24 protein-coding genes and 1 tRNA gene are annotated in these 24226 nt (G+C 43.1%); 13 read left to right on the top strand and 12 right to left on the bottom strand.

The genetic code is table 11. From position 1 onward, the window contains the following. Positions 1-113 precede the first annotated feature (113 nt). Complete coding sequence (locus tag H9W84_RS08940) at positions 114-1451, top strand: homoserine dehydrogenase (RefSeq protein ID WP_239743099.1); 1338 nt, start codon at positions 114-116, stop codon at positions 1449-1451. A gap of 214 nt (positions 1452-1665) precedes the next feature. Continuing rightward, the gene (locus tag H9W84_RS08945; RefSeq protein ID WP_050324664.1) at positions 1666-2844 is read left to right on the top strand and encodes a thiolase family protein; all 1179 of its coding nucleotides are present in this window, start codon (positions 1666-1668) and stop codon (positions 2842-2844) included. A gap of 68 nt (positions 2845-2912) precedes the next feature. Here H9W84_RS08945 and H9W84_RS08950 read toward each other — a convergent pair whose 3' ends face one another. Then, positions 2913-3554, bottom strand: coding sequence for a DUF1294 domain-containing protein (locus H9W84_RS08950; RefSeq protein ID WP_239743101.1), 642 nt, complete (start codon positions 3552-3554; stop codon positions 2913-2915). Between the two features lie 497 nt (positions 3555-4051). Between H9W84_RS08950 and H9W84_RS08955 the strand changes: the two genes are divergently transcribed. Together H9W84_RS08955 and H9W84_RS08960 are read left to right on the top strand one after the other, a co-directional pair. Further along, positions 4052-4885 carry a DUF2382 domain-containing protein gene (locus tag H9W84_RS08955; RefSeq protein WP_007115532.1) on the top strand — a complete coding sequence of 278 codons (834 nt, stop codon included), beginning with the start codon at positions 4052-4054 and terminating at the stop codon, positions 4883-4885. 172 nt (positions 4886-5057) lie between these two features. After that, positions 5058-5621, top strand: a complete 564-nt coding sequence (locus tag H9W84_RS08960; RefSeq protein WP_239743104.1) for a DUF2382 domain-containing protein — start codon at positions 5058-5060, stop codon at positions 5619-5621. A 147-nt stretch (positions 5622-5768) separates the two neighbouring features. Here the strand turns inward: H9W84_RS08960 and H9W84_RS08965 are convergent, their stop codons facing one another. The 7 genes from H9W84_RS08965 to H9W84_RS08995 form a co-directional block, all read right to left on the bottom strand. Next, a complete protein-coding gene (locus tag H9W84_RS08965; protein WP_007115530.1) occupies positions 5769-6686 on the bottom strand; it encodes a LysR family transcriptional regulator in 918 nt (305 codons plus the stop codon). A gap of 136 nt (positions 6687-6822) precedes the next feature. Next, positions 6823-8145 (bottom strand): polyamine export protein PaeA, encoded by a 1323-nt coding sequence (paeA, locus tag H9W84_RS08970; RefSeq protein ID WP_239743106.1) that lies wholly within the window; start codon positions 8143-8145, stop codon positions 6823-6825. A 166-nt stretch (positions 8146-8311) separates the two neighbouring features. Continuing rightward, positions 8312-9484, bottom strand: coding sequence for an acetyl-CoA C-acyltransferase FadA (fadA, locus tag H9W84_RS08975; protein ID WP_007115528.1), 1173 nt, complete (start codon positions 9482-9484; stop codon positions 8312-8314). A gap of 30 nt (positions 9485-9514) precedes the next feature. Continuing rightward, positions 9515-11671, bottom strand: coding sequence for a fatty acid oxidation complex subunit alpha FadB (gene fadB / locus H9W84_RS08980; RefSeq protein WP_239743108.1), 2157 nt, complete (start codon positions 11669-11671; stop codon positions 9515-9517). 319 nt (positions 11672-11990) lie between these two features. Beyond that, complete coding sequence (locus H9W84_RS08985) at positions 11991-12371, bottom strand: 5-carboxymethyl-2-hydroxymuconate Delta-isomerase (protein ID WP_239743110.1); 381 nt, start codon at positions 12369-12371, stop codon at positions 11991-11993. Between the two features lie 11 nt (positions 12372-12382). Then, positions 12383-12853 (bottom strand): Cys-tRNA(Pro) deacylase, encoded by a 471-nt coding sequence (gene ybaK, locus H9W84_RS08990; RefSeq protein WP_239743112.1) that lies wholly within the window; start codon positions 12851-12853, stop codon positions 12383-12385. Positions 12854-13060: 207 nt separating this feature from the next. After that, a complete protein-coding gene (locus tag H9W84_RS08995; protein WP_239743114.1) occupies positions 13061-13561 on the bottom strand; it encodes a c-type cytochrome in 501 nt (166 codons plus the stop codon). 538 nt (positions 13562-14099) lie between these two features. Between H9W84_RS08995 and rpsU the strand changes: the two genes are divergently transcribed. Continuing rightward, positions 14100-14315: a 30S ribosomal protein S21 gene (gene rpsU / locus H9W84_RS09000; RefSeq protein WP_007115522.1), complete on the top strand. Its 216-nt coding sequence runs from the start codon at positions 14100-14102 to the stop codon at positions 14313-14315. A gap of 131 nt (positions 14316-14446) precedes the next feature. Beyond that, on the top strand, positions 14447-14893 hold the full coding sequence (locus H9W84_RS09005) for a GatB/YqeY domain-containing protein (RefSeq protein ID WP_239743116.1): 447 nt from the start codon (positions 14447-14449) through the stop codon (positions 14891-14893). Positions 14894-14958: 65 nt separating this feature from the next. Here the strand turns inward: H9W84_RS09005 and H9W84_RS09010 are convergent, their stop codons facing one another. The 4 genes from H9W84_RS09010 to H9W84_RS09025 all read right to left on the bottom strand — a co-directional run bounded on the left by H9W84_RS09010 (position 14959) and on the right by H9W84_RS09025 (position 18124). Beyond that, a complete protein-coding gene (locus tag H9W84_RS09010; protein WP_239743118.1) occupies positions 14959-15585 on the bottom strand; it encodes a Maf family protein in 627 nt (208 codons plus the stop codon). 18 nt (positions 15586-15603) lie between these two features. Further along, positions 15604-16089: a rod shape-determining protein MreD gene (gene mreD, locus H9W84_RS09015; RefSeq protein WP_239743120.1), complete on the bottom strand. Its 486-nt coding sequence runs from the start codon at positions 16087-16089 to the stop codon at positions 15604-15606. Positions 16090-16100: 11 nt separating this feature from the next. Then, positions 16101-16928 (bottom strand): rod shape-determining protein MreC, encoded by an 828-nt coding sequence (gene mreC, locus H9W84_RS09020; protein WP_239743122.1) that lies wholly within the window; start codon positions 16926-16928, stop codon positions 16101-16103. A 164-nt stretch (positions 16929-17092) separates the two neighbouring features. After that, positions 17093-18124 carry a rod shape-determining protein gene (locus tag H9W84_RS09025; protein ID WP_239743124.1) on the bottom strand — a complete coding sequence of 344 codons (1032 nt, stop codon included), beginning with the start codon at positions 18122-18124 and terminating at the stop codon, positions 17093-17095. Between the two features lie 617 nt (positions 18125-18741). Here H9W84_RS09025 and gatC point away from each other — a divergent pair. The 7 genes from gatC to H9W84_RS09060 all read left to right on the top strand — a co-directional run bounded on the left by gatC (position 18742) and on the right by H9W84_RS09060 (position 24072). Continuing rightward, complete coding sequence (gatC, locus tag H9W84_RS09030; protein ID WP_036598404.1) at positions 18742-19044, top strand: Asp-tRNA(Asn)/Glu-tRNA(Gln) amidotransferase subunit GatC; 303 nt, start codon at positions 18742-18744, stop codon at positions 19042-19044. Between the two features lie 57 nt (positions 19045-19101). After that, entirely contained in the window at positions 19102-20598 is a 1497-nt protein-coding gene (gatA, locus tag H9W84_RS09035) for an Asp-tRNA(Asn)/Glu-tRNA(Gln) amidotransferase subunit GatA (protein ID WP_239743126.1), read from the top strand. A gap of 11 nt (positions 20599-20609) precedes the next feature. Beyond that, positions 20610-22106 carry an Asp-tRNA(Asn)/Glu-tRNA(Gln) amidotransferase subunit GatB gene (gene gatB / locus H9W84_RS09040; protein ID WP_239743128.1) on the top strand — a complete coding sequence of 499 codons (1497 nt, stop codon included), beginning with the start codon at positions 20610-20612 and terminating at the stop codon, positions 22104-22106. Positions 22107-22152: 46 nt separating this feature from the next. Further along, positions 22153-22229, top strand: a tRNA-Pro gene (locus H9W84_RS09045). A 173-nt stretch (positions 22230-22402) separates the two neighbouring features. Next, complete coding sequence (locus H9W84_RS09050; RefSeq protein WP_076775191.1) at positions 22403-22678, top strand: hypothetical protein; 276 nt, start codon at positions 22403-22405, stop codon at positions 22676-22678. Between the two features lie 98 nt (positions 22679-22776). Next, positions 22777-23274 carry a L,D-transpeptidase gene (locus tag H9W84_RS09055; protein ID WP_050324647.1) on the top strand — a complete coding sequence of 166 codons (498 nt, stop codon included), beginning with the start codon at positions 22777-22779 and terminating at the stop codon, positions 23272-23274. Positions 23275-23463: 189 nt separating this feature from the next. Then, on the top strand, positions 23464-24072 hold the full coding sequence (locus H9W84_RS09060) for a nitroreductase family protein (protein WP_050324646.1): 609 nt from the start codon (positions 23464-23466) through the stop codon (positions 24070-24072). The last annotated feature ends 154 nt before the right edge of the window (positions 24073-24226 follow it).

A 24226-nucleotide genomic window follows, 5' to 3' on the forward strand; every position in this document is an offset into this window, starting at 1 on the left:
TTTTTTGGGCAATTGGATTTTATACCTTACCAATCACAAGTTAGCATGGTATATTTAGCTAGCCAATTTTTAAACTTTTATTTTTATATTTTTGACATTTGAGAATTTTTTTTATGAATAATCGACCTATTCAATTAGCGATTTTAGGGCTTGGTACTGTGGGTACTGGGGTGGTTGAACTACTACAAAACAACCTTGATGAAATGACGCGTCGCACAGGACGTGAGATTAAAATTACCCACGTAGGCACGCGTCGCAACCGTACCGATATCCCAACAGACATCAAACAATCTGCCGATTTGCTTGATATCGTTCAGCAAGATGATGTGGATATTGTGGTGGAATTAATGGGCGGTACGACCACAGCTAAAGAGGTGATTTTAGCGGCAATCGAGCATGGCAAACATATTGTGACTGCCAACAAAGCCTTACTAGCAGAACATGGCAATGAGATTTTTGCCAAAGCGGAGGCCAAGGGCGTCAAAGTGGCGTATGAAGCCGCGGTTGCCGGCGGTATTCCGATTATCAAAATCTTACGTGAAGGCTTAGCTGCCAACAAAATCGATTGGCTTGCCGGTATCATCAATGGTACAGGCAACTTTATCATGACTGAAATGCGCGATAAAAAGCGGGACTTTGCAGATGTCCTCGCTGAAGCCCAAGCGCTGGGTTATGCCGAAGCCGATCCGACATTTGATGTCGAAGGGATTGATGCTGCGCATAAATTGACGCTGCTTGCGTCAATTGCATTTGGTATTCCATTGCAATTTGACAAAGTTTACTGTGAAGGTATTACCAAAATCACCAAGCAAGATGTGCGTTATGCCAACGAGCTTGGCTACCGTATCAAGCATTTAGGGTTTGCTAAACGTCGTATTCTAGACAATGGCGAAGAAGGTATTGAATTACGTGTACATCCGACTTTGATTCCAAAACAGGTGTTACTTGCCAATGTGAATGGGGTAAAAAATGCCATCATGGTTGACGCAGAGCCTGTCGGACAAACCTTGTATTACGGTTCGGGTGCCGGGGCGGGGGCAACTGCATCCGCTGTGATGGCAGATGTGGTGGACATGGTACGCGCCCTTGCAGAGACCAATGATTCAACCGCAAATTTGGTGCCGCATCTGGCATTCCAGCCTGAGACACTAAATAACACACGCATCTTATCAAGCGATGAAATGATCACAGGCTACTATCTGCGCGTACAGGTCAAAGATGATTTAGGTGTACTAGCAGAAGTCACCCGCATTTTAAGTGAGTCTAAAATTAGTATTGATGCAATTTTGCAACAGCCAGCACATGATGATACTAGCACTGATTTGCCTGTCATTATTATGGTTGACCCCGTTGTTGAGCGCAATATGAATGAAGCGATTGCCAAAATTGAAGCGTTAGATACCGTGACAGATAAGGTGGTGCGCATTCGGTTGGATGAGTTGATGCAGTAAGATTTGGGTAGACTCGACTGGTATATTTTACAGTGTTTTCAGTAGTTTAATTTACATTTTAACTATGATAATATGAAATGTATCGCATTAGCAAAACTTAAAACATCTATTGTGATTGGCATGGTTGGCGTTTACAGCCTTGTTTATAGACCCTAATGATTTATGTTGTAGTTTGCTTGTCACCACAAAAACCATAACGCAAAGGAAATTTAATATGGAAAATTCAGTCGTAATCGTAGATGGCGTTCGCACCCCAATGGGTGGATTCCAAGGTGATTTGAACGAAGTATCAATGCCAGAGCTTGGTGCAACCGTCATTAAAGAAGCCGTCAACCGTGCTGGCGTAAAACCAGAAGAGATTGACGAAGTTATCATGGGTTGTATCTTAACCGCAGGTGCAGGTCAAAGCCCAGCGCGTCAAGCGATGCGTAAAGCAGGTATCCCAGATGCCACAGGCGCAGTCAATGTCAACAAACTTTGTGGTTCTGGTATGAAAGCTATCATGCTAGGTGCCAACTCAATTCGTAGTGGTGAGTTTGATATCGTGGTAGCAGGTGGTATGGAATCAATGACCAACGCACCTTATGTACTACCAAAGGCACGTGGTGGTTATCGCATGGGAGATGGCGAGATCAAAGACACCATGTTCTTAGATGGTCTCAAAGATGCTGATACCGGCAAGTTAATGGGTGCATTTGCGCAAGAAATGGCAGATAAACGGGGTATCACACGTGAGGCGATGGATGCATTTGCTATTGAATCGCTAAAACGCGCCAACACCGCCATCAATGAAGGTCACTTCAAAAACGAAATCGTTCCGGTTACTGTCAAAACTCGTAAAGGCGATGTAGTCATTGACACGGATGAACAACCCGGTAAAGCCAATGTAGACAAAATCCCAACCTTAAAACCCGCGTTTTCAAAAGATGGTACAGTCACTGCCGCTAACTCAAGCTCAATCTCTGATGGGGCAGCCGCCGTTGTATTGATGTCAGAAGACAAAGCTAAGGAAAAAGGCTTAAAACCACTTGCCCGTATCGTTGCCCAAGCCACCCACTCACAACACCCAAGCGAATTTACCATCGCGCCCATCGAGTGTGTGAAAAAAGTTTTAGCAAAAGCTGGCTGGAGCAAAGAAGACGTTGATCTTTGGGAAATCAATGAAGCATTCGCTATGGTAACCATGCTTGCTATGCAAGAAAATGACCTTGATCATGCTAAGGTTAATATCGAAGGCGGTGCTTGTGCATTGGGTCATCCCGTGGGGGCATCGGGTGCGCGTATCGTAGTCACACTCATCAACTCACTCAAACGCACAGGCGGTAAAAAAGGCATTGCTAGCCTATGTATCGGTGGCGGTGAAGCGGTTGCCTTAGCGATTGAGTTAATCTAATTGTCTTATGCAAAAAAAATCCCTAATCTGTATTAGGGATTTTTTTTGCGAATCAATCAATCAAGCAATCATCTGATTTTCATGTTGATATAACTTATGATTGCCAAAGCTAAAAGATTCCCTATCACTGTCAAGTAAAAAGCCCTACGAAATTCTGGCTTGGTTGATTTATGGCGCAATAACCAATGGGCAAACACCGCCCCTACCCAGCCCCCAGCAAAAGCTAATTTATGGAGTGACGCTTCTTGCACGCGCCAATCACCATTTTGCGCAGCTTTTTTATCATGCGCGTACAGCAGATAGGTCGCCAAACTTATCGCAAAATACCAACCAATAATCCATAAGGGTAAGTGCTTAACCAGTACAACAGCGGTCAGTAACACAAAAAACAGCACCCCAATAGCCACCCACGTGAGTAATGTTTGATTTTTAAGGCCGTTTTGAGCTTGACGAACTTGGCGGGCATTTTGTTGGGCAACTTTTTGTCTGACAAACGTCTGTTGCTGCACGTTGATAGCACAGGGTTTGCCATCTCTACCTTGCCCTATTTCAAAAACTACCGCTTCATTAAGCACAGGACGTTGATTTGCTCGGTATTCACTGATATGAAAAAAGATGGCTGAGTCTTGTAAATTGTTATCCGTTCGTTCAATGAACCCAAAGCCTTTGTCATCTTGCCAGCGGATTATTTTGCCCTGATATTTTGTCATTGAAAATCACCTAATATATATGTTGATAACTCATTATTTTTTATTACTTATCTTTTATAACGCCTTATTGGGTGGGCAATGGTGTTTCGCGCTAAGTGCTCTACCCAACTTTTTTTATATGTTTTTAATTTATTGCTAAAAGCCAATTTTTTTTACGCTTGGTTGCAAAAGTTACTTAAGACAACTGCCAATTACACCCTCTAAACAAAAATTTATCAAATCCTACTACTTAATGGGAGCTTTTTTCAGTAATCTTGTTTGCAAGTCGAACGATTAAGCGTATGGCATTTTTCATCGTTTTTATCATCGGCGATTTCAACAATCAAGCATCTGTTGCAACAACCAAGTAGCTGTGAAACATCTAATTTGTTGAATTTTAAAAATTTTATTATAACAATTTTCATTTAACTATAAAAAACTATCTTATATTTATTTAGTTTTTAACTTAACTACCTTAATAAAAAATAAACAATAAGATATCTAAAGGAGATTTTTCCATGGCAAGTTTAATACGTTTACGCGATATCCAAGACACCCACGTTGACCTTTTAGGTAACGATTATTTTGATCCAACTGGTAAAAACGCTTATGGCGCCAATGGCGACAAAGTGGGTAGTATTCAAGGTGCTTTAGTTGATGAGAGCACAGGCCGTATTCGCTATTTCATTGTTGATGTAGGTGGCTGGTTTAGCTCGAAAGAAGTTTTAGTACCAGCGGGTCTAGCTCGTATTCAAGATGACAATGTATACTTTGATTCGCTCAGCCGAGATACTGTTGAAACAATGGATAGCTACGATCCTGACTACAACTACAGTATTGAAGAACAAACGGTTCGTGACCGTCACGTATTTGACCGTGCTGCCACACCTGTTAAGCTTACTGATAACGATTACCAATCACCTAATACATTACAGTTACTTGAAGAACGCATTTCAGTCAATAAAGACAAAATCGTAGCGGGTTTACTAAAAGTTGGTAAACATGTTGTGTCTGAGCCACGCACTGTCAACGTTGAATTAACTGAAGAACAAGCGCATATCCAGCGTACACCAGTTAATAAACCTACTGATCGCAGCATTGGTGATAATGACAATGCTACTATTGAGGTTGAACTTGAAGCAGAACGTGCAAATGTTAACAAACAAACTTATGTCACTGAAGAAGTTAACGTAGATAAAGTGGCACAAACTCGCACTGAGACCTTTAATGAAACCGTTCGCCGTGAAGAGTTAGATGTACAAAAAGATGGCGTTGAGCGTGTAACGGGTGTTGATACCGTCGATGGTAATGTATCACCTGCAATTGATCCAAATGCGCCCCGTAAACTTTAATAATTAATATCATTAGATAATTGATTACTATAGATTTTAACTTCTGCCAACGGTGTTGCCATTGGCTTGAAAAAGGCAGATGATTTCATCTGCCTTTTTTGTGGTTGTTATATATTATTACAGGATTTTGGAACAATAACTTTGCAATGGAAAACACTTTATGAAAAACCCGATGACAAATACTACTGAACTAGACACTAATGATACCCATACTCATGATAACATTGTTAAAACCGTCGATCTTCGTGAAGATACCACTAACACCTTAGAGCTATTAGCTGAACGCCCCCAAGTGCAAATTGAGCGATTTATCAAAGACAATATTAAATTATCAAAAAAAATTATTAGCCAAACAGTTAACGTTCCTGTGACACTCAATCAAGAAGTCTTAGTGATTGAACATGTGTTTACGCAGCCTAGTGCCTCTCATGATAATTTAGTTAGTGTGGTTACTAATAACGTCAATGTGCCACAGTTGATGGTGAATGGGCAAGCGATTACTTTAGGCGATACCCCGATTGAGATTCCTCTACTTCAACAAACAGCGAAAGTGAATATTGAAACCATTGTGGCGGAAAAAGTACAGTTAATGACCCAGAATGTCAGTCATGAAACGCAAATTCCTGTGACATTGCGTCATGAAGAATTGGTGACTGAAAAAGTTGAATATGATGAGTCTACGGTATTAGCGACAACGCATATCGCCCCTGAAGAGGTTAACCTAGTTTCAAAGTAATCCCATTCTACTTTGGGTGAGCTCGCTTTGGCTTCTGTTGGTGTGTCTTTTGTTGGCGTGTGTTGGTATGTAATTTGGCTGTGGCATACATCAACATAAGTGTTGTAATGTCACACCCAGCATTTTTAATTGATTAGGTTTAATCAATTAGGCTCGATGATGGGCGGGTAATGTTGATTTATGGCTAATCTCTGGCAGTAAATCCAAAAACCCTTGGATATAAGCCACCTCTTTACTTGTGGTACGGGTCGCCGCATAAAGCTGGCAAAACACGCCTTCCCCCAATGCCCTTGATATGACCCAGCCTTTTTTTTCGTATTCATTGACCACCCAATTCGGTAACGAGGCAACCCCTCGTTCACTCGCAACCAGCTGAATTAACATCGCGGTCAATTCTGTGGTTCTTAGTTTCTTGGGCGCAAGTCCTGCAGGGGCAAAAAAATGCGCGATGATATCAAGGCGCTTGGCCTCCACAGGATAGACGATGAGCGTTTCATCAATCAAATCTTCTGGCAAAATCGGCGATTTTTTATCGACCAATGGGTGCGTCGGTGACAACACCAAGCGACTTTCATATTGGAATAACGGCAGATAGCTGATTCCCTCCAAGGGTAAGCGACTGGCTGTGATAAGCACATCAATTTCTTCATCGAGTAGCATTTGGTGTGGCTCAGGTTCAAAGCCTGAGCTAAAGTCCAGCTCAACATCTTGCCATTCCCTGCGATAACGATTAAGGATAGGCATCAACCAATCAAAACAGCTATGACATTCCGAGGCCAAACGCAATTGTCCCGTTTGACCACGACCCAGTCTTTTAAGGTTGGCGGTGGTACGATTAAATTGCGGTAGCACACTGTCCGCAAGTTTGAGTACTTCTTTGCCTGCTGGGGTAAAGCTTAGCGGTCTTGAGCGGCGATTGACAAGGCTAACACCATAATAATTTTCGATTTCTTTGAGCTGATGGGACACCGCTGATGCCGTGACATACAAGTCCTCAGCCGCGGCAGCAAGCGAGCCTTGCTCACGTAGTGCGGTCAATAATTGAAGGTGGCGGATTTCAAGCATAAAATAATTTTACCGTTTGCCAAGCCCAAAAGAAAAAAGTTCACGATTTGGTGAAACCATGAACTACTTTAACAAGAAACGTGAAAAAAGTTAATCAATTTCAAGTCAAAGCGGCCGTATTACTCAATCACTTTGACTAACTATCACTGATAATGTGCTCTTCTTCATCTTTGAAATTACGCGTCACAAGTAACTGGTCAATTTTATGATGATCAATATCGACTACTTCAAATTTATAACCTTGATATTCAACAAAATCCGCAGGGCGAGGAATTTTGCGCAGTTTGTACATCATAAAACCTGCTAAAGTTTCATAATTGTCCCAATCGGGAAAATCTTCGATACCGAGCGCATGTTTGACGTTTTCAATCGGCGTGGTACCTTCAATCAGCCATGAAAATTCATCACGCTGGATAATCTGCTGCTCATCTTCAATCGGTGCGACCCAATCCCCCATCACTGTCATCATGATATCAGAGAGGGTAATGACACCGACAATGAGCGCATACTCATTCATCACCACGGCAAATTTTTCTTTACTGGAGCGAAAACGGTCTAGCAGCTCGGATAAAGTTAATGTATCGGGAATGATTAATACATTACGAATCGTAGTTTCATTGAGCAAAATTTGCGACTGGTTACTAAGAAGTTTTACCAAGATATCCTTGGTATCGACATACCCAATCACTTCATCAATATGGTCTTTACATACCAAAAATTTTGAATACGGGTAATTGGCGATTTTTTGGCGAATACTTTGCTCAGACTCGCCAAGGGTGAAATAAACCACGTTCTCACGGGTGGTCATGCTAGAGGGCACGTTACGTTCTTCAAGCTCAAAAACGTTTTCGATAAAGTGATGTTCTTGCTTGAGCAACACCCCCGCTTGCGCTCCTGCATCCACCACGGCAGAAACATCATCAAAGGTGATATTTTCTTCTCTTACCATGTTGATTTTGAAAATTCTAAAAATCAGATTTGCCAGCCCGTTGATAATCCATGCCAGCGGCTTAAATACTTTGATTGACAACAGTACAGGTTCAATCACCGCTAACGCCACGCGTTCTGGGTTAATCATGCCAATGCGCTTGGGAATCAAATCAGCAAACAAAATAAACAACAAAGTGACTAGCAAAAATGACATCATAAAACCGATATTATCGAGCATTTTGCCTTGATAAAATGGCGAAATAAGGTCAATAAAGTAGGGACGAAGCGCAGACTCACCGACAATACCGCCCAAAATTGCCACGGCATTTAGCCCAATTTGTGAGGTGGCAAAAAATTCGGCAGAATTTTCTTGTAAATGTAAAATTTTATTGGCGCGATTGTCACCCGATTCTGCCAACAACTTTAGCTTGATGCGTCTAGCACCTGCCAAGGCAATTTCGGAAATGGAGAAAAAACTGGAAATCAACACTAATATACAAATAATTAGTAGATTTTGGAATAAACTCACAATACACCTATATTTATCTATTTTTATCTAGACAACATAACAGATTTGGTAAAAAATTTCTTAGACTTTATAGTAAAGCAATATTAGTAAAAAACATGGGTGAAGAAAACTGGCCGCGTAAAAAAACCCTTGATTGAAATCAAGGGTTTTTGTTAGAACAAACTGCTTATACACGTTCAATAATGGTGGCAATCCCTTGACCCAGACCAATACACATGGTGGCAAGACCGAGTTGGGTGTCTTGTTGCTCCATCACATTTAGAAGTGTGGTGGTGATACGCGCACCAGAACAGCCTAGTGGGTGACCTAACGCAATAGCACCACCATTTAGGTTAACGATGTCTAGTTTGTCTTGTAGGTTTAAGCCCTTAAGAACCGATAAGCCTTGTGCGGCAAATGCTTCGTTAAGCTCGATGGTTTGCATATCGTCAATGCTCATGCCAGCGCGTTTTAAGGCTTTTTTGGTGGCAGGCACTGGCCCATAACCCATGATAGCCGCATCACAGCCTGCAACTGCCATACCGCGAATACGGGCACGCGGTGTTAGACCTAAATCTTTGGCTTTTTGTGCAGACATGATAAGCATCGCAGATGCACCATCAGATAAGGCTGATGACGTGGCAGCTGTTACGGTACCGCCTTTAGGATCAAATACGGGGCGTAATGCCGCAAATGATTGCATGTTGGCATCGGGACGAATCACTTCATCGATAGTGCAAAGTTGTAGGTTACCGTTTTCGTCATGACCTTCAATGCCGATGATTTCGTTCTTGAAACGACCTTGCTGTGTCGCTTCCCACGCACGGCGATGTGATTCTACACCAAACGCATCTTGTTCTTGACGGCTGATGTTATTCATACGTCCAAGCATTTCAGCGGTTAAACCCATCATGTTAGAGGCTTTTGCATAGTATTTTGAAGCCTCTGGGTTGATGTCAATACCGTGCATCATGCCCACGTGACCCATATGCTCAACACCGCCAATAATAAACACATCACCTTGACCGGTCATGATTTGTGCCGCTGCGGTGTGAAGCGCTTGCATGGATGAACCGCATAAACGGTTGACCGTTTGACCTGCTGTGGTACGTGGTAATTCAGCCAATAAACCGATGTTACGACCAATGTTCATACCTTGCTCTAGGGTTTGGTTGACACAGCCCCAGATGACATCTTCTACAAGTTTGGTATCAAACGGGTTACGTGCTACCAAAGCTTTAACAAGCTCCGCAGACATGCTGTCAGCGCGTACATTGCGGAACATACCATTTTTTGATTTGCCCATTGCGGTACGAACGCCATCGACAATCACGACATCTTTTGGACTTAATGTAGTCATTTTATTCTCCTTAAAATTTATAATCGTCGATTACGCTTGTGGGTAAAAAGTTTTACCATTTGCCGCCATATCACGAATCATTTGTGGCGCTTCATAGGCTTTACCTAAGCTTGCGTATTTGTCGCAAAGGGCTAGGTAATTTTGTAGACCGATTTGGTCGATGTAACGACATGGGCCACCACGGAATGGCGGGAAACCAATACCCATAATCATCGCCATGTCTGCCTCTGCAGGCGTCGATACGATGTTGTCCTCTAAACAGCGAACCGTTTCATTACATAATGCAATCATCAAACGATCGATGATTTCCTGGTCTTCAAACTGTTTTGGCGCATCGATAAATGGTTTTAATAATTCAACGGTTTGTGGATCGGCAGTTTTAACTGGCTTGCCTTTTTTATCCGTTTCGTATTTGTAGAAACCAACGCCATTTTTTTGACCTAAGCGATTGGCTTCAAACAATATCTGACCGCTCACTTTGTAGTCTGGTTTCATACGGTCTGGGAAGCCTTCCGCCATCACTTCTGCCCCATGAACCCCTGTGTCGATACCCACAACGTCCATCAAGTAAGCAGGCCCCATTGGCCAACCAAATTTTTCCATGACTTTGTCGATTTGAACAAAGTCAGCGCCTTGTTTGATCAATAAGTCAAACGCACCGAAGTAAGGGAATAATACACGGTTAACTAAGAAGCCTGGGCAATCATTTACCACCACTGGCACTTTACCCATTTTTTCTGCTAACGCTACCGTAGTCGCTACTGCTTCTTCGCTTGATTTTTCACCACGAATTACTTCAACTAGGGGCATACGATGGACTGGGTTAAAGAAGTGCATGCCCACGAAGTTTTCTGGGCGCTCAAGTACCGATGCAAGATAAGTAATTGAAATGGTAGAAGTGTTAGATGCCAAGATTGCATCTTTTTTCACCAAACCTTCAACTTCTTTTAATACCGCGTGTTTAACTTTTGGATTTTCAACAACCGCTTCAATCACGATGTCAGTCTCACCAAAATCACCGTAGTTGAGCGTAGGACGGATACGGCTTAAGGTTTCGCCCATTTGTGCTGGGGTTACTTTACCGCGTGCCATACCGCTTGATAGGTGTTTGCTGGCCTCGCGCATACCTAAGTCAAGTTGCTCTGCCTTGATGTCTTTCATGATGATTGGCAAGCCTTTTGAGGCGGCTTGGTAAGCGATACCACCACCCATGATACCTGCGCCCAATACAGCAGCTTCTTTAATATCATGCGCTTTGGCGCTGTGAGTTTTAGCAAGTTTACGAACGGCTTGGTCGTTTAAGAATAGACCGACTAGGCTTTCTGCTTGTGGGGTTTTTGCTGCTTTTGCAAAACCTGCAGATTCAATTTCTAACGCTTTGTCACGTGGTAGGTTCACCTGTCTTTCGATGGACTCTAAGGCAATTTTTGGTGCTGGGTACTGGGCTGGATTGGCTTTTGAGAACAGTACACCTTTGGCTGAGTTAAATGCCATGGTTTGTTCTAGGGCATTTAATTTGACTGGATTGATTTTTTCGTCATGGCGTGCTTTCCAATCTAGATCGCCTGCGATACATTTTTTGACTAAATCAATCGCTGAAGCTTCTAACTGGTCAGCGGCAACAACCGCATCCACCATACCGACTTTCAATGCAGCGGCTGGTTTTTGTGCTTCGCCAGTTGCGATGATTTCTAAAGCGTTATCGATACCGATGATACGTGGCAAACGCACTGAACCACCAAAGCCTGGGAAGATGCCCAATTTAACTTCGGGTAAACCGATGCTCGCTTTGTCACTCATGACACGGTAGTCACACACCAACGTCATCTCTGTACCGCCGCCCATGGATGCGCCATTGATTGCCGCAACTTTTGGAAAAGGCAAATCTTCAAAACGGTTGAACGTTTTGTTGATGTCAAATACCCACGAAGCAATCTCGCCTTCTGGTTTTTTGAAATTACCAACAAATTCAGTGATGTCCGCACCAGCTATGAAAACTTTTTTTCCTGAAGTAACGATGAGACCTTTAACGTCTGAAGATTGTTCTAATGCCGTGACTGCTTCGCCAAATTCTTTGATGGTGGCTTGGTCAAATTTATTAACGCTCTCAGTTTGATTATCGTAGTTTAATTTAGCAATACCGTCTTCGAGTAGCGATACCGAGATGCTATTTCCTTGATAAATCATTGCTAACTCCTTGAGTTATGTTGAAATCAACGGGGAAAACCGAAAAAATGATGTTTTGCACGATGTCTTTATATGATGTCTTTAAAAGATGCTTGTGAAAAGATGCTTGTTAAAATTTTTACATACCGCAGACAAAACAAAATCTTGACTAGTTTACTATGTTTGCGATAAGTTGAGAATAACGCAAATGACTGTTTAGTCATTGGCTAGCAACGGGGCCGCTGCTACTGCAGGTTTTGTTGCCAAACCTACTATCTTACCAGTTGGCAAAAGTCAGCAAAAATGTGCTTAAAGTAGTCAATTTTTATCACTAACCCCTCTATTTGAATTCGACATACTGCTTGACATAATTGGCGCTTAGCGTGGTGGAGTTGACGCAAATCTGTAAACTGCCAACAGGTACCTCACTTTTAAATTCCTGCAGATGCGCTTTGATAGCATCGGCAATCCGCTGCGCCAATGATTGAATGGTAGCGTCATCACGCCCTGGCATCAGATAAAAATGCGCCATAACAAAAGCTTCATCTCTGCTATCGCTCAGTCCCACCAATACGTGGTTTGGGTAGTAGATACGTGATTTGATATCACTTTGTAGCTTAAAATTGCCAGACTGCCATAGCGTATCATTGACCCGCGCTAGCAGGTTATCAGGCTGACTAATAAGATGGTCGTGACTCACTTCAATAATGACATTGGGCATGGTGTTATCCTTTATTCTTGAATTAAATCTGCAAACTTGGCGTTTACTGCGCCTGCTAAATCTGACGGTGACAACTCAATCTCTAAGCCGCGTCTACCGCCACTACAATAAATGGTCGCAAAGTGTTGTGCCGACTGATCGATGACCGTGGGCAGGCGTTTTTTTTGACCGAGCGGGCTTACCCCACCTAGCACATAGCCTGTGGTACGTTCTACCAATTTGGGGTCTGCCATTTGTGCTTTTTTACTGCCAATGGCCTTGGCGATTTTTTTTAGGTTTAATAAATGCTCAACAGGCAGTATCGCAACAGCGAGTTTGTCATTGTCATCTTGCACCACCAAAGTTTTAAATACCCGCTTAGCTTCAACTTGTAGTTTTTCTGCTGCTTCAAGCCCATAGCTTTCACTATTAGCGTCATGATGGTATTCATGTAATTGGAAGTTGATTTTTAGTTTTTTGGCAAGATTAACGGCAGGTGTCATGGCGGTTTCTTAACAGGGTTTGGTGATTGAACATAGTCATTCATCATAACCAAACTGCGGGTTAAAACAAAGCACATTGGGTATAAAAAACGTATAAAAAAACCAGCCAACTATTTTACTAGTGACTGGATTTAGTAAAGTGCTAGATACTAGTTGTTGCATAGGCTTTAATGTATAGCCTTTATTTTATAAATGGCGCATTACCCATTAGCTTGCTTTTGAGACCATATAATCAACGGCAGCTTTTACTTCATCATCAGAGGCTTGACTACCGCCTTTGGCTGGCATTACACCGGATTTTCCTTGATAGCCGCCGATGGCGTGTTTATACAGCGTGTCTTTACCTTGCGCAATGCGAGGTGCCCAAGCGGCTTTATCAGCAAGTTTTGGTGCACCCATCAAGCCTGCTGTGTGGCAAGTGGTACATACACTACCAAACAATTTTTCGCCAGCATCAGCAGAAACTTGGGTAGCGGTTGCTGTAGTCGTGGTGGCAGCGGCTGAGGCAGCTGTCGGTGGCACAAATGAAGCAGGCTGTGAAGCCACTGGCATAGGATGGTTTGCACGAGCGATTTCACCTTGCTGTGCAGCAATTTCTTCGGTTGGTTTGCTTTCGGCTGACTCATGCTTACTACATGCGCTCATGGTAAGACCCAAGGCAATCATAAGACTGGCTAGCGTGGCATTGCGTGTTGATATCGGTAGCATAACCTTTTCCTTTCAAATAAGGTGAAATCTAATTTCACATCAATGTATAAATTTTTAATAGCCCTACAAACTGTTTTTGCATGGTAATGTTTTACGTGGTAATGTCGACTGGCAAATGGCTAGTACGACATTTAGCGGTATGTTGTTATCACATGAGAATTAGTGACTATATTAGCATTACTGCGGTATGAATAAAATAACATTTTAAAGCCACCTTGCTAAATCATTACTATCGTTGTGTATTTTGTTACGCTAACGAGCAAAAAATTTTTATCGGCTAGATAAAACAGGGCAATTGGCTAAGAGAAGGATTTTCTAATTTAACAGGTTATTAAAAAGCTAAAATTTACATTGACTTACATTCAATATTTAGTTAAAATTCGCACCTATTTTTATCCTAATCTGAGCTGATGCCAAACCATGGGTAGGTTGGCTAATAATCACCTATACAGCCGGATTAATGTTCCTGACCCACTAACCCCGCTTTGTTGATAGCACATTCATTGTCTATCAATCAGCCTAGACTTAAGGAGTCTACATGCCAGCAGTAAAGGTAAAAGAGAACGAACCTGTAGATATCGCAATTCGCCGCTTTAAACGTGCTTGTGAGAAAGCCGGTATTTTAGCAGATGTACGTAAACATGAGTTCTATGAAAAACCAACTCAAGAACGTAAACGTAAAAAAGCAGCTGCGGTAAAACGTTACAAAAAGAAAATGTCACGTGAATCAGTACGCACGACTCGTCTTTACTAAGGTAATTTGTCGACAGACAACCCAATACCAGTAAATGATAAAATCCACTTTGTTAAGTGGATTTTTTTATGCTATGTTGCTAACCACAATTTTAAAAACGCCATTAGCTAACATTAAGGAGCGTTAAAACCATGAGTACCATAAAAGACACCCTGACCGATGTGGTCAAAACTGCCATGAAAGCGCGTGAGCTTGAAAAAGTTAAAGTGCTACGCAGCGTACAAGCGGTGATAAAACAAATCGAAATTGACCGCCAAATAACGCTCGATGATGCAGGTGTACTAGACATCTTACAAAAGCAAACCAAGCAGCGCCAAGAGTCGCTCGCGATTTTTGCCGCCAATGGGCGGGAAGATTTGGCACAAAAAGAACAATTTGAGATTGATGTGATTAGTCAATTCTTGCCACAACCCATGAGTGAAGCAGAAATTGCCAATCTGGTAGCCACTGAAATTGCTGAGCAAGGTGCCACTTCGATGCAGCAAATGGGCGCTGTGATGAATGCGTTAAAAGTCAAGACCGCAGGTCGCGCTGACCCCGCTTTGATCTCAAAGTTGGTCAAAGCGACATTGGGTTAACCCTTTAAAACATGATAAAAAAGCCATAAGATTTGCACTTATGGCTTTTTTTAAGTTTATTTTTACTAATGGGCTTGCATCACCTGAGAAAGCAAGTCTAAAGTTTCTACCAGTGGCAGTCCAACCACATTGCTATAGCTACCGTCAATCGCTTTGACCCACGCAGCGCCCAGCCCTTGAATGGCATAACCGCCAGCTTTGTCTCGTGGTTCACCCGTATGCCAATAATGCGTCATCATGCTGTCAGTGAGTGCGATAAATTTGACATCGGTTCTCACCACAGTACGCTCAGCATAATCTATCTGCCATTGACCGTCACGCTGCGCCAGTCGGCTCACTTGCACTGCAGTCCATACTTGGTGCGAGGCATTGCTCATTTGCCGCCACATCGCACAAGCATCGGCAAAATCGCTAGGTTTTTGTAGCACTGACCCATCCGGCAGTACGCCAATGGTATCGGCGGTAATCACCACACACTCGGTCATAGCGTTTGGCAAAACTTGTAAAGCGGCTTGCGCTTTTTGACTCACCATACGCCCAATATAGTCAATCGCCGACTCTTCTGCTAGCCGTGTTTCATCAATATTGACTGCCGCGCAAGTATGTGGCACCAAAACTTGATCTAACAACTCACGCCGCCTCGGTGATGTGGACGCCAAGATAATCGGTATAGTGGCCTTAAATTGATACATAATAACTTCTCAATACGCTTATCGCGTATAACGCAGCATGACAGCAACTAACAGTGGCCAAATTAAGGTACTGACGGCAACGGTATAAAGTAATTGGGGTGCAAACACCCCTTGGGTAAATAAATGCAGAAAAATTAACCCAAGTTGATAAATCAGCAAACAGGCGCCCGCAAGCAGCCATACCAAGTTTGAGGACAGTTGGCGTAAATAACCACTGACAAACTTGATAAAAAATGCTACCAGCACCGCACACAAGGCTTGCTGACCGATTCGGCTGTCCGTCAGTAAATCAGCAAACAGACCAACCACAAACGCCAATCCCACCCCAATTAAAGTCGGTTGAAATATCAGCCAAAAAATCAGCATCATGATCATCCACATCGGACGAAATAGCGCAATCTCTGCCGACAGCGGATACACACTAAGTACCGATGCGATGATAAAACTGATTGCCATCACAATATATAAATGCTGTTTGGTTTTTTTGCGCTGAACGACGACCATAATCAGTGATTTTAAACCTTTTGCTGAAGCAATAAAACATAAGACGTATTGATAAAATTGGCAGCGGGTTTCACCATAATCTTGGCATAGCCGCCAGCTTGCTCGGCTTCTACTTTTGCCACGCGCCCAACAGGAAATCCGGCAGGAATACGACCACCAAGCCCCGATGAAATCAGCTCATCACCAATGCGTACATCCGATGCCTTAAAGATATAATCTAGCACCAAATACTGCGGATTACCTTTACCCGATACGATGGCTTTTTGCCCGGTACGTTTGATAGTCACTGCAACCGATTGTTGGTCATCGCTGATTAACACCACACGGCAGGTATCGGGATAAACATTAACGACTTGTCCAAGAATGCCGTTTTCATCAATCACCGTTTGCCCGACAATCACTCCGTCTTTGCTACCTTTATTGATGACCACCATTTGCCGCAGTGGATTGCTATCGGTACCAATGACATGCGACAACAGCAAATTAAACTGGTCTGGCGTGGTAGCGGATAAAATCCCTTGCAGGCGGGCATTTTGCGCGACAAGATAGTCTTGCTGCTGCAACTGCGCTTTAGCATGGACAAGCTCAGCTTTTAACTGGACATTCTCACGGCGTAACGCTTCTTTTTCGGTCATGGTACTATCAAGCCAGCCTGCAAAAAAACTTGGATAAGCCGATACTTGATAGATGGGCTGCATGGCGGCATGGGTCGCGGTACGTATTGGCTGAAACCAACTGCTATTTTTACTATCCAATAACATCAGCACAATCGCCGCAAACACCACAATAAGGGTTTTGCGAATGGCGAGCGGTTGTTGGGTAAAAATGGTAAGTGACATAAGTAACATCCAAGCAAAATCCGTGACGGTCAATACAGCGCGCGATAACAAGCCATCAGGATAGCAAAAATCTTTTAAACAAAGCTATCGTAAAATCATCTTGTCAATAAAGCAATAAAACCGCTATTAAAAAATAGCGGTTAACGGTAACACATCAGTTAACATCAGACAAAAATCATATTCAATGCTTTGTTATTGATAAAATCTAGCGCTTTACCACCCCCACGGCTGACACAAGTCAAGGGGTCTTCGGCTACCGTGACAGGCAAGCCTGTCTCGCGCGAAATCAGCTCATCAAGATTGCGTAATAGTGCACCACCACCGGTTAATACAATACCACGCTCTGCGATATCGGCTGATAATTCAGGCGGGGTTTGCTCAAGCGCCGCTTTGACACCTGAGATAATACCAGCAATAGGGTCGCTTAAGGCTTTTTGGATTTCGGCAGATGTCACCACAAATGATTTAGGCACCCCTTCTGCCATACTACGACCACGCACTTCCACTTCCAAGGGGTTTTCAGGATCTTCAATTGCCGTCCCTACTTCAGTTTTGATGCGTTCAGCCGTGGTTTCACCAATCACACAGCCATGGGTACGGCGGACATGAGTAATAATCGCTTCATCGAACACATCACCGCCGATACGGATGGAGTCGGCATACACACAGCCTGATAGTGCAATCACCGCAATCTCTGTGGTACCACCCCCAATATCCACCACCATCGAACCACTGGCTTCATGCACGGGTAATCCTGCGCCAATCGCAGCTGCCATAGGCTCTTCAAGCAATAAGGCTTTGTTTGCGCCTGCCGATTCAACCGCTTCACGAATCGCACGACGTTCTACCAAAGTAGATTTACAAGGCACACAAACAATCACGTTTGGATTGGCCAAAAAACGTTTCACTTTCACTTTGTTGATAAAATGCTTGAGCATTTTTTGGGTCACTTCAAAATCGGCAATCACACCGTCTTTGAGTGGACGAATCGCAGTGATATTATCTGGGGTACGACCTAGCATTTGTTTGGCATCAATACCGACTGCTGCAACGGTAGGATTTTGGGTACGGTTACTACGAAGCGCAACAACCGTTGGTTCATTGAGGACCACACCTTTACCTGGGGTGAAAATTAACGTGTTGGCAGTGCCAAGGTCGATGGCGATATTACTTGATAAAAATCCGAAAAGGCTCATGTATCATTTCCCAGTGATAACAAAACTACACTGCAAGCAAAGCAGAAATTAGCGGGGTGTTTAATCGCACATCGAGTCAACGACGCATTTTTTAAAAGCGTTCATTTAAAAGCTTTTAATACCGATGTTTCTAATGCCCGTGTTTCAAAACCACCCTATTGTGCCCACTAGCAAAAAATCTGAAGCAAGCTGCTTACCGCTGCTGTATTTTACATAAAAAATAGCAAGAAACTCTTAACGCTTAACAGTTAAAAGGCTATTTTTTTAGATAAAAAAGGTGACGATGATTTTAAAGCGGTTTAGGCGATAGTGACTTTAATGCGATTAATTTGCGTTTAGTAAGAATAGTGCTAGATTATAGCGGTAAAATATCGCAAAATATAGTGATTTAATCACATTCTATCTTTATTCACGAATTTTTTGTGACAAATTATTTAGGTCACATCACCCTATTTTTCAAATTTGTTATTAAAAGCAACTAAACTTATGCAACTGTTTTTTATCAGGTTTTATCCTCTTTTATTATAGCCTGTTGCTATAATTGGCTGGTGTAAAATCGCATCAAACATTTGCCTTGTTTGTCCGTTTTATTTTTGTTTGTACTTAAGGAACTCATCATGTCGCAGACGCTTTCAACTGATGAAATTATGAACATCGCCAAACTTGCTCGACTTGGCGTGACCGCTGAGCAGGCAGATAGTTATGCCAATGACCTAAGCAAAATTCTATCGATGATGGATATTTTGGCAGAGGTCAATACTGACAATATCGCACCGCTTACCAATGTCCATGATATGACCCAGCCACTGCGAGAAGATGTTGTTGGCGGTAATGGGGTCGAAGTCAATCGTGAGCTAAATCAGTCCATTGCGCCAAGTGTCGCTGATGGCTTATACCTTGTGCCACAGGTCATTGAATAAGCCACAGCTCATCGAATAACTTGTCAAATTTTTGTTAATTAATTATAAGTGAAAATTATGTCTGAACTACATACGTTTTCGGTTGCCCAATTGGCGGCAGGTCTAAAAAATAAAGACTTTAGCAGTACCGAACTTACCCAACATTTTCTTAATCGGATTGCCCAGCATGATAAAGCCATTAATAGCTTTATCACAGTCACGCCTGAACAAGCATTAGCGCAAGCTGCCGCCGCCGATAAATTATTGGCAGAGGGCAAAGGCGCAGACTTGACGGGCGTACCACTGGCTCATAAAGACATTTTTTGTACCCAAGGCGTTTTAACCACTTGTGGCTCAAAAATGCTAGAAAACTTTGTGGCGCCTTACAACGCCACCATCGTTGAAAACTGCCAAAATGCAGGCTTAGTCATGCTTGGCAAAACCAGCATGGATGAGTTCGCGATGGGCTCGGACAATGAGTCATCTTACTTTGGCGCCGTGCACAACCCTTGGGATATCAGCCGTGTACCAGGCGGTTCATCGGGCGGTAGCGCGGCAGCGGTTGCGGCAGGTTTTGCGCCCCTTGCCACAGGCTCAGATACCGGCGGCTCAATTCGCCAACCTGCGTCATTTTGTGGTTTGACAGGGATTAAGCCAACTTACGGACGTGTCTCACGTTATGGCATGGTGGCGTATGCGTCAAGTTTTGACCAAGCTGGCAGTTTTGGTAAAACCGCAGAAGACTGCGCTTATTTGCTCAACGTGTTATCAGGTCATGACAGCAAAGACTCAACATCCGCCAACAAAGATGTGCCGGATTTTGTCGCTAGTTTGACTAGCAAACGCCAAGCCAATGCCAGCCATGATAAACCGCTTCAAGGGTTACGCATCGGTATTCCAACCGAATACTTTGCCGATGGCTTAAATAGCGAGGTTAAAGCCAGTGTAGAAGCGGCATTAAAACAATACCAGGCCTTGGGTGCAAGCTTGGTGGATGTGAATTTGACCAAACCTGAAATCACCCTTGCCACTTATTATTTGCTCGCCCCAGCTGAAGCTTCATCTAACTTATCGCGTTATGATGGGGTGCGTTATGGCTACCGCTGTGACAGCCCAAAAAACTTGGAAGATTTATACACCCGCTCACGTTCTGAAGGCTTTGGTGCCGAAGTACAGCGCCGTATTTTGATGGGTACCTATGCGCTATCAGCGGGTTATTTTGATGCCTATTATGTCAAAGCGCAAAAAGTGCGCCGCCTCATCAGCCAAGATTTTGCCAAAGCCTTTGAAAGCTGTGATGTCATTGCCACCCCAACTGCGCCAACGACGGCTTATAAAATCGGTGCAAGCCTTAGCCCTGCCGAAATTTATATGGGGGATGTTTATACCATTGGCGTGAATTTAGCCGGTTTACCTTCATTAAGCCATCCGGTGGGTTTTGATGGTGACAATCTGCCTGTGGGCTTACAGCTGATTGCAAAAGCATGGGACGAAGAGACGCTACTGCAGACTGCTGATGCGTATCAGCAAGTCACTGATTTTCACCAACAACTATCACCCATCGCCAAAGCCTAAGGAGCCTTGTTATGACAAACGAAAATAAACTGCAAGCGCCTTTAGTGGATGGCTATGAAGTGGTTATCGGTATCGAAATCCACTGCCAACTCAACACCAACACCAAAATTTTCTCATCGGCTTCCACCCTATTTGGGCAAGAGCCCAACACCCAAGCCAATATTGTTGACCTAGCCATGCCAGGGGCGCTGCCTGTACTCAACAAAGATGTGGTAGAAAAAGCGGTGATGTTTGGGCTTGGCGTCAATGCTGAAATTGGCATGATGAACGCCTTTGACCGTAAGAATTATTTTTATCCCGACTTGCCAAAAGGCTACCAAATCAGCCAAATGGCGCACCCGATTGTCGGTACAGGCTATATCGACATCGTGGTCAATGAAGGTGAAAAAAACGAATATCCCAAACGTATTCACATTACCCGTGCCCACTTAGAAGAAGATGCGGGCAAATCGGTGCATGATGCGGTGCCACAAATGACAGGCGTGGATTTAAACCGTGCCGGTACGCCGCTGATTGAAATCGTCTCAGAGCCTGATATGCGCTCAGCTGCCGAGGCGGTTGCCTATGTCAAAGCCATTCACCAGTTGGTCACTTGGCTCGGTATTTCTGATGCCATTATGGCGGAAGGTTCATTTCGTGCCGACTGTAACGTCTCCGTGCGAAAACCCGGCGCTGACTTAGGTACTCGCTGTGAGATTAAGAACCTTAACTCGTTTCGCTTTATTGAGCGTGCCATCACGGTGGAAATCGAGCGTCAAATTGACTTGATTGAAGACGGGGGCAAAGTCATACAAGCCACTCGCCTGTACGATCCCGACAAAGACGAAACGCGCTCAATGCGTACCAAGGAAGAAGCCAATGACTACCGCTACTTCCCAGACCCTGACCTTTTACCTGTGCATATTGATACTGCAACTTTTGAACAAATCAAAAACGCCATGCCAGAGTTGCCAGTGGCACGTCGTGAGCGTTTTCAATCGGCGCTTGGCTTACCTGAATACGATAGCCGTATTTTAACCGCTAGCCGTTCGCTCGCTGATTACTTTGAGCAAGTAGTGGCAAAAATCGGTCATGATAACGCCAAACTGGCTGCTAACTGGATAATGGGTGACCTGCTCGGCGCGCTCAATAAAGATGAAAAAACCATTGAGCAAAGCCCGATTTCTGTCGCCCAATTTGCCAAACTGCTAGAGCGTATCAAAGACAATACGCTATCAGGCAAGCTGGCTAAGCAAGCCTTTATCGCCCTATTCGCTGGCGAAGGCGGTGACGATGAAACAGCCGTGGATAAAGTCATTGCCGATAAAGGTTTAAAACAAGAAACCGATACAGGCGCGATTAAAGCGATTGTCGAAGACGTGTTGAAAAACAACCAAGCGATGGTCGATGAGTACAAGTCAGGTAAAGAAAAAGCCTTTAACGGTCTTGTCGGTCAAGTGATGAAAGCCTCTAAAGGTAAAGCCAACCCGGCTCAAGTTAATCAGCTGTTAAAAGAACTAATTGGATAAGTTGGTATTGCAAATTCTGTCATTTTTGGTAGAATAGTACACCTTTCGGGGCGTAGCGCAGTCTGGTAGCGCACTTGCATGGGGTGCAAGGGGTCGCGAGTTCGAATCCCGCCGTTCCGACCAAATTAAAAAGGCTTACGTTTTCGTAGGCCTTTTTCTTTTTGAGTTTTTTTATACCTATTGTCACAGTATTTTTACGTGAATATGACAATAGTTTTTTTGTTTTGATAGATAATTTTTTGATAAAATTTTCTCACTATTTGGCTGTATTTATTTGACTGTATTTTTGAAAAATCATGAGTTCGAGCATTAAATCATTCCTTGCTAAGTATAAACTGACAAATTTGGCTGCGGCTTTGGTATGGGTGGTTTTACCACTCACTGCGCAAGCCGATAGCGTTCATCGAGCACAAACCAACAAAGATGCGATTGTACGTTCTTGTCCCAATCGTCTATGCCCCGTGGTGCAGACCCTGCCCAAAGGCGTCAAGTTTAGCTGGGTATTAGCCAAAAATGGCTTTGTGAACATTGCCGATTCTACCTTGTGGGTATCCACTGCTGACATCAAATAACTGGTTGTATGTTTTCAAATTTTTCTTAAAAAGCCTGTCATGAATATGATGGGCTTTTTTGTTATGATAGTCTAAGCTTAATGTTAAACGAGTCGATTATGTGTTACCCAAGAATCATTATTTCAATAAAAAAACAACAACTTACTTTACATCTGAGCCCCACCCAATCACAAACTTACCCCGTCTCTACTGCCAAAAATGGTATTGGACAACTACAGGATACTGGCTGTACACCGCTCGGTGCGCACCTGATTAGCGAAAAATTTGGTGATAATTTACCTATCAACAGTGTTTTTGTGGCACGTCAATTTACCGGCGAAATTTATGACGATCATTTGGCAACTACATTCCCCAATCGAGACTGGATTTTGACACGGATTTTGTGGTTAGAGGGAAATGAAACGGGCTTTAATAAAGGCGCCAATGAGCAAGGGGTGTGTGATACCAAGGCGCGTTACATTTACATTCATGGGACGCCCAATACCGAGCCGATGGGCATTCCGCTTTCTCATGGCTGTATCCGCATGCGCAATCAAGACATTATCACACTGTATGACCAAGTGGATATTGGTACAGCGGTCGAAATTTTGCCGTAAATTTATCAAAATTAACCTTAATAATATATTAGATAAAATTAATAAATACAATTAATGGTTAAAAAAAATTACAAAATAGTTTTTATTTATTAGTATTTTAGGCATATAATAGCCGTGTCACATCAATCGGCTTTAACTTTAATTAATAAGGTAGATTGATTATCAAATAACAATGAAAAGGAGCTGATTATGTCAGTCGAAACATTACACAATATTGCAGAAACTCGCCGTTCTATCTATATGCTCAATGACCAATTACCTGTCTCAAAAGATGAGGTAGTTAAACTGGTTGAACATGCCGTGTTACATACCCCCTCTTCATTCAACTCACAATCAAGCCGCTTGGTGGTATTGTTTGGTGAAGACCATCAAAAACTTTGGCAAATCACCGAAGATTTGCTACGTGCGATGGTGAATGATGATGAAAAATTCAAATCAACTGCCGATAAAATGGCCATGTTTAAAGCCGGTGCAGGGACTATCTTGTATTTTGAAGACCAATCAGTGGTCAAAGGCTTACAAGAACAATTCCCGCTGTATGCGCATAATTTCCCAGTATGGGCAGAACACACCAGTGCCATGCACCAATATGCGATTTGGAACGCCTTAGCCGCGCTCAACATCGGTGCAAACTTACAGCATTACAATGGCGTGATTGATGAAAAAGTGGCAGAAACATGGAACATCGATAGCAACTGGAAACTTATTGCGCAGATGGTATTTGGTGGTATCGCCGCCCCAGCAGGTGAAAAAACCTTTGAACCTATTGAAAAACGCTTAAAAGTTTACGGAAAATAATTTTTTAATGTGCACTACAATGCATGTGCTAGTGCTAGTGCTAGTGACAGCAAAAAGCCAATATCTGACGGTATTGGCTTTTTTATATAAATTTGATTGCCATTAACTAAAAAATTAGCTCAGTAAAAACCCGACAATATACCGCATATTATCT

It is taken from the genome of Moraxella tetraodonis (assembly GCF_022359095.1).
GTDB lineage: Bacteria > Pseudomonadota > Gammaproteobacteria > Pseudomonadales > Moraxellaceae > Faucicola > Faucicola tetraodonis.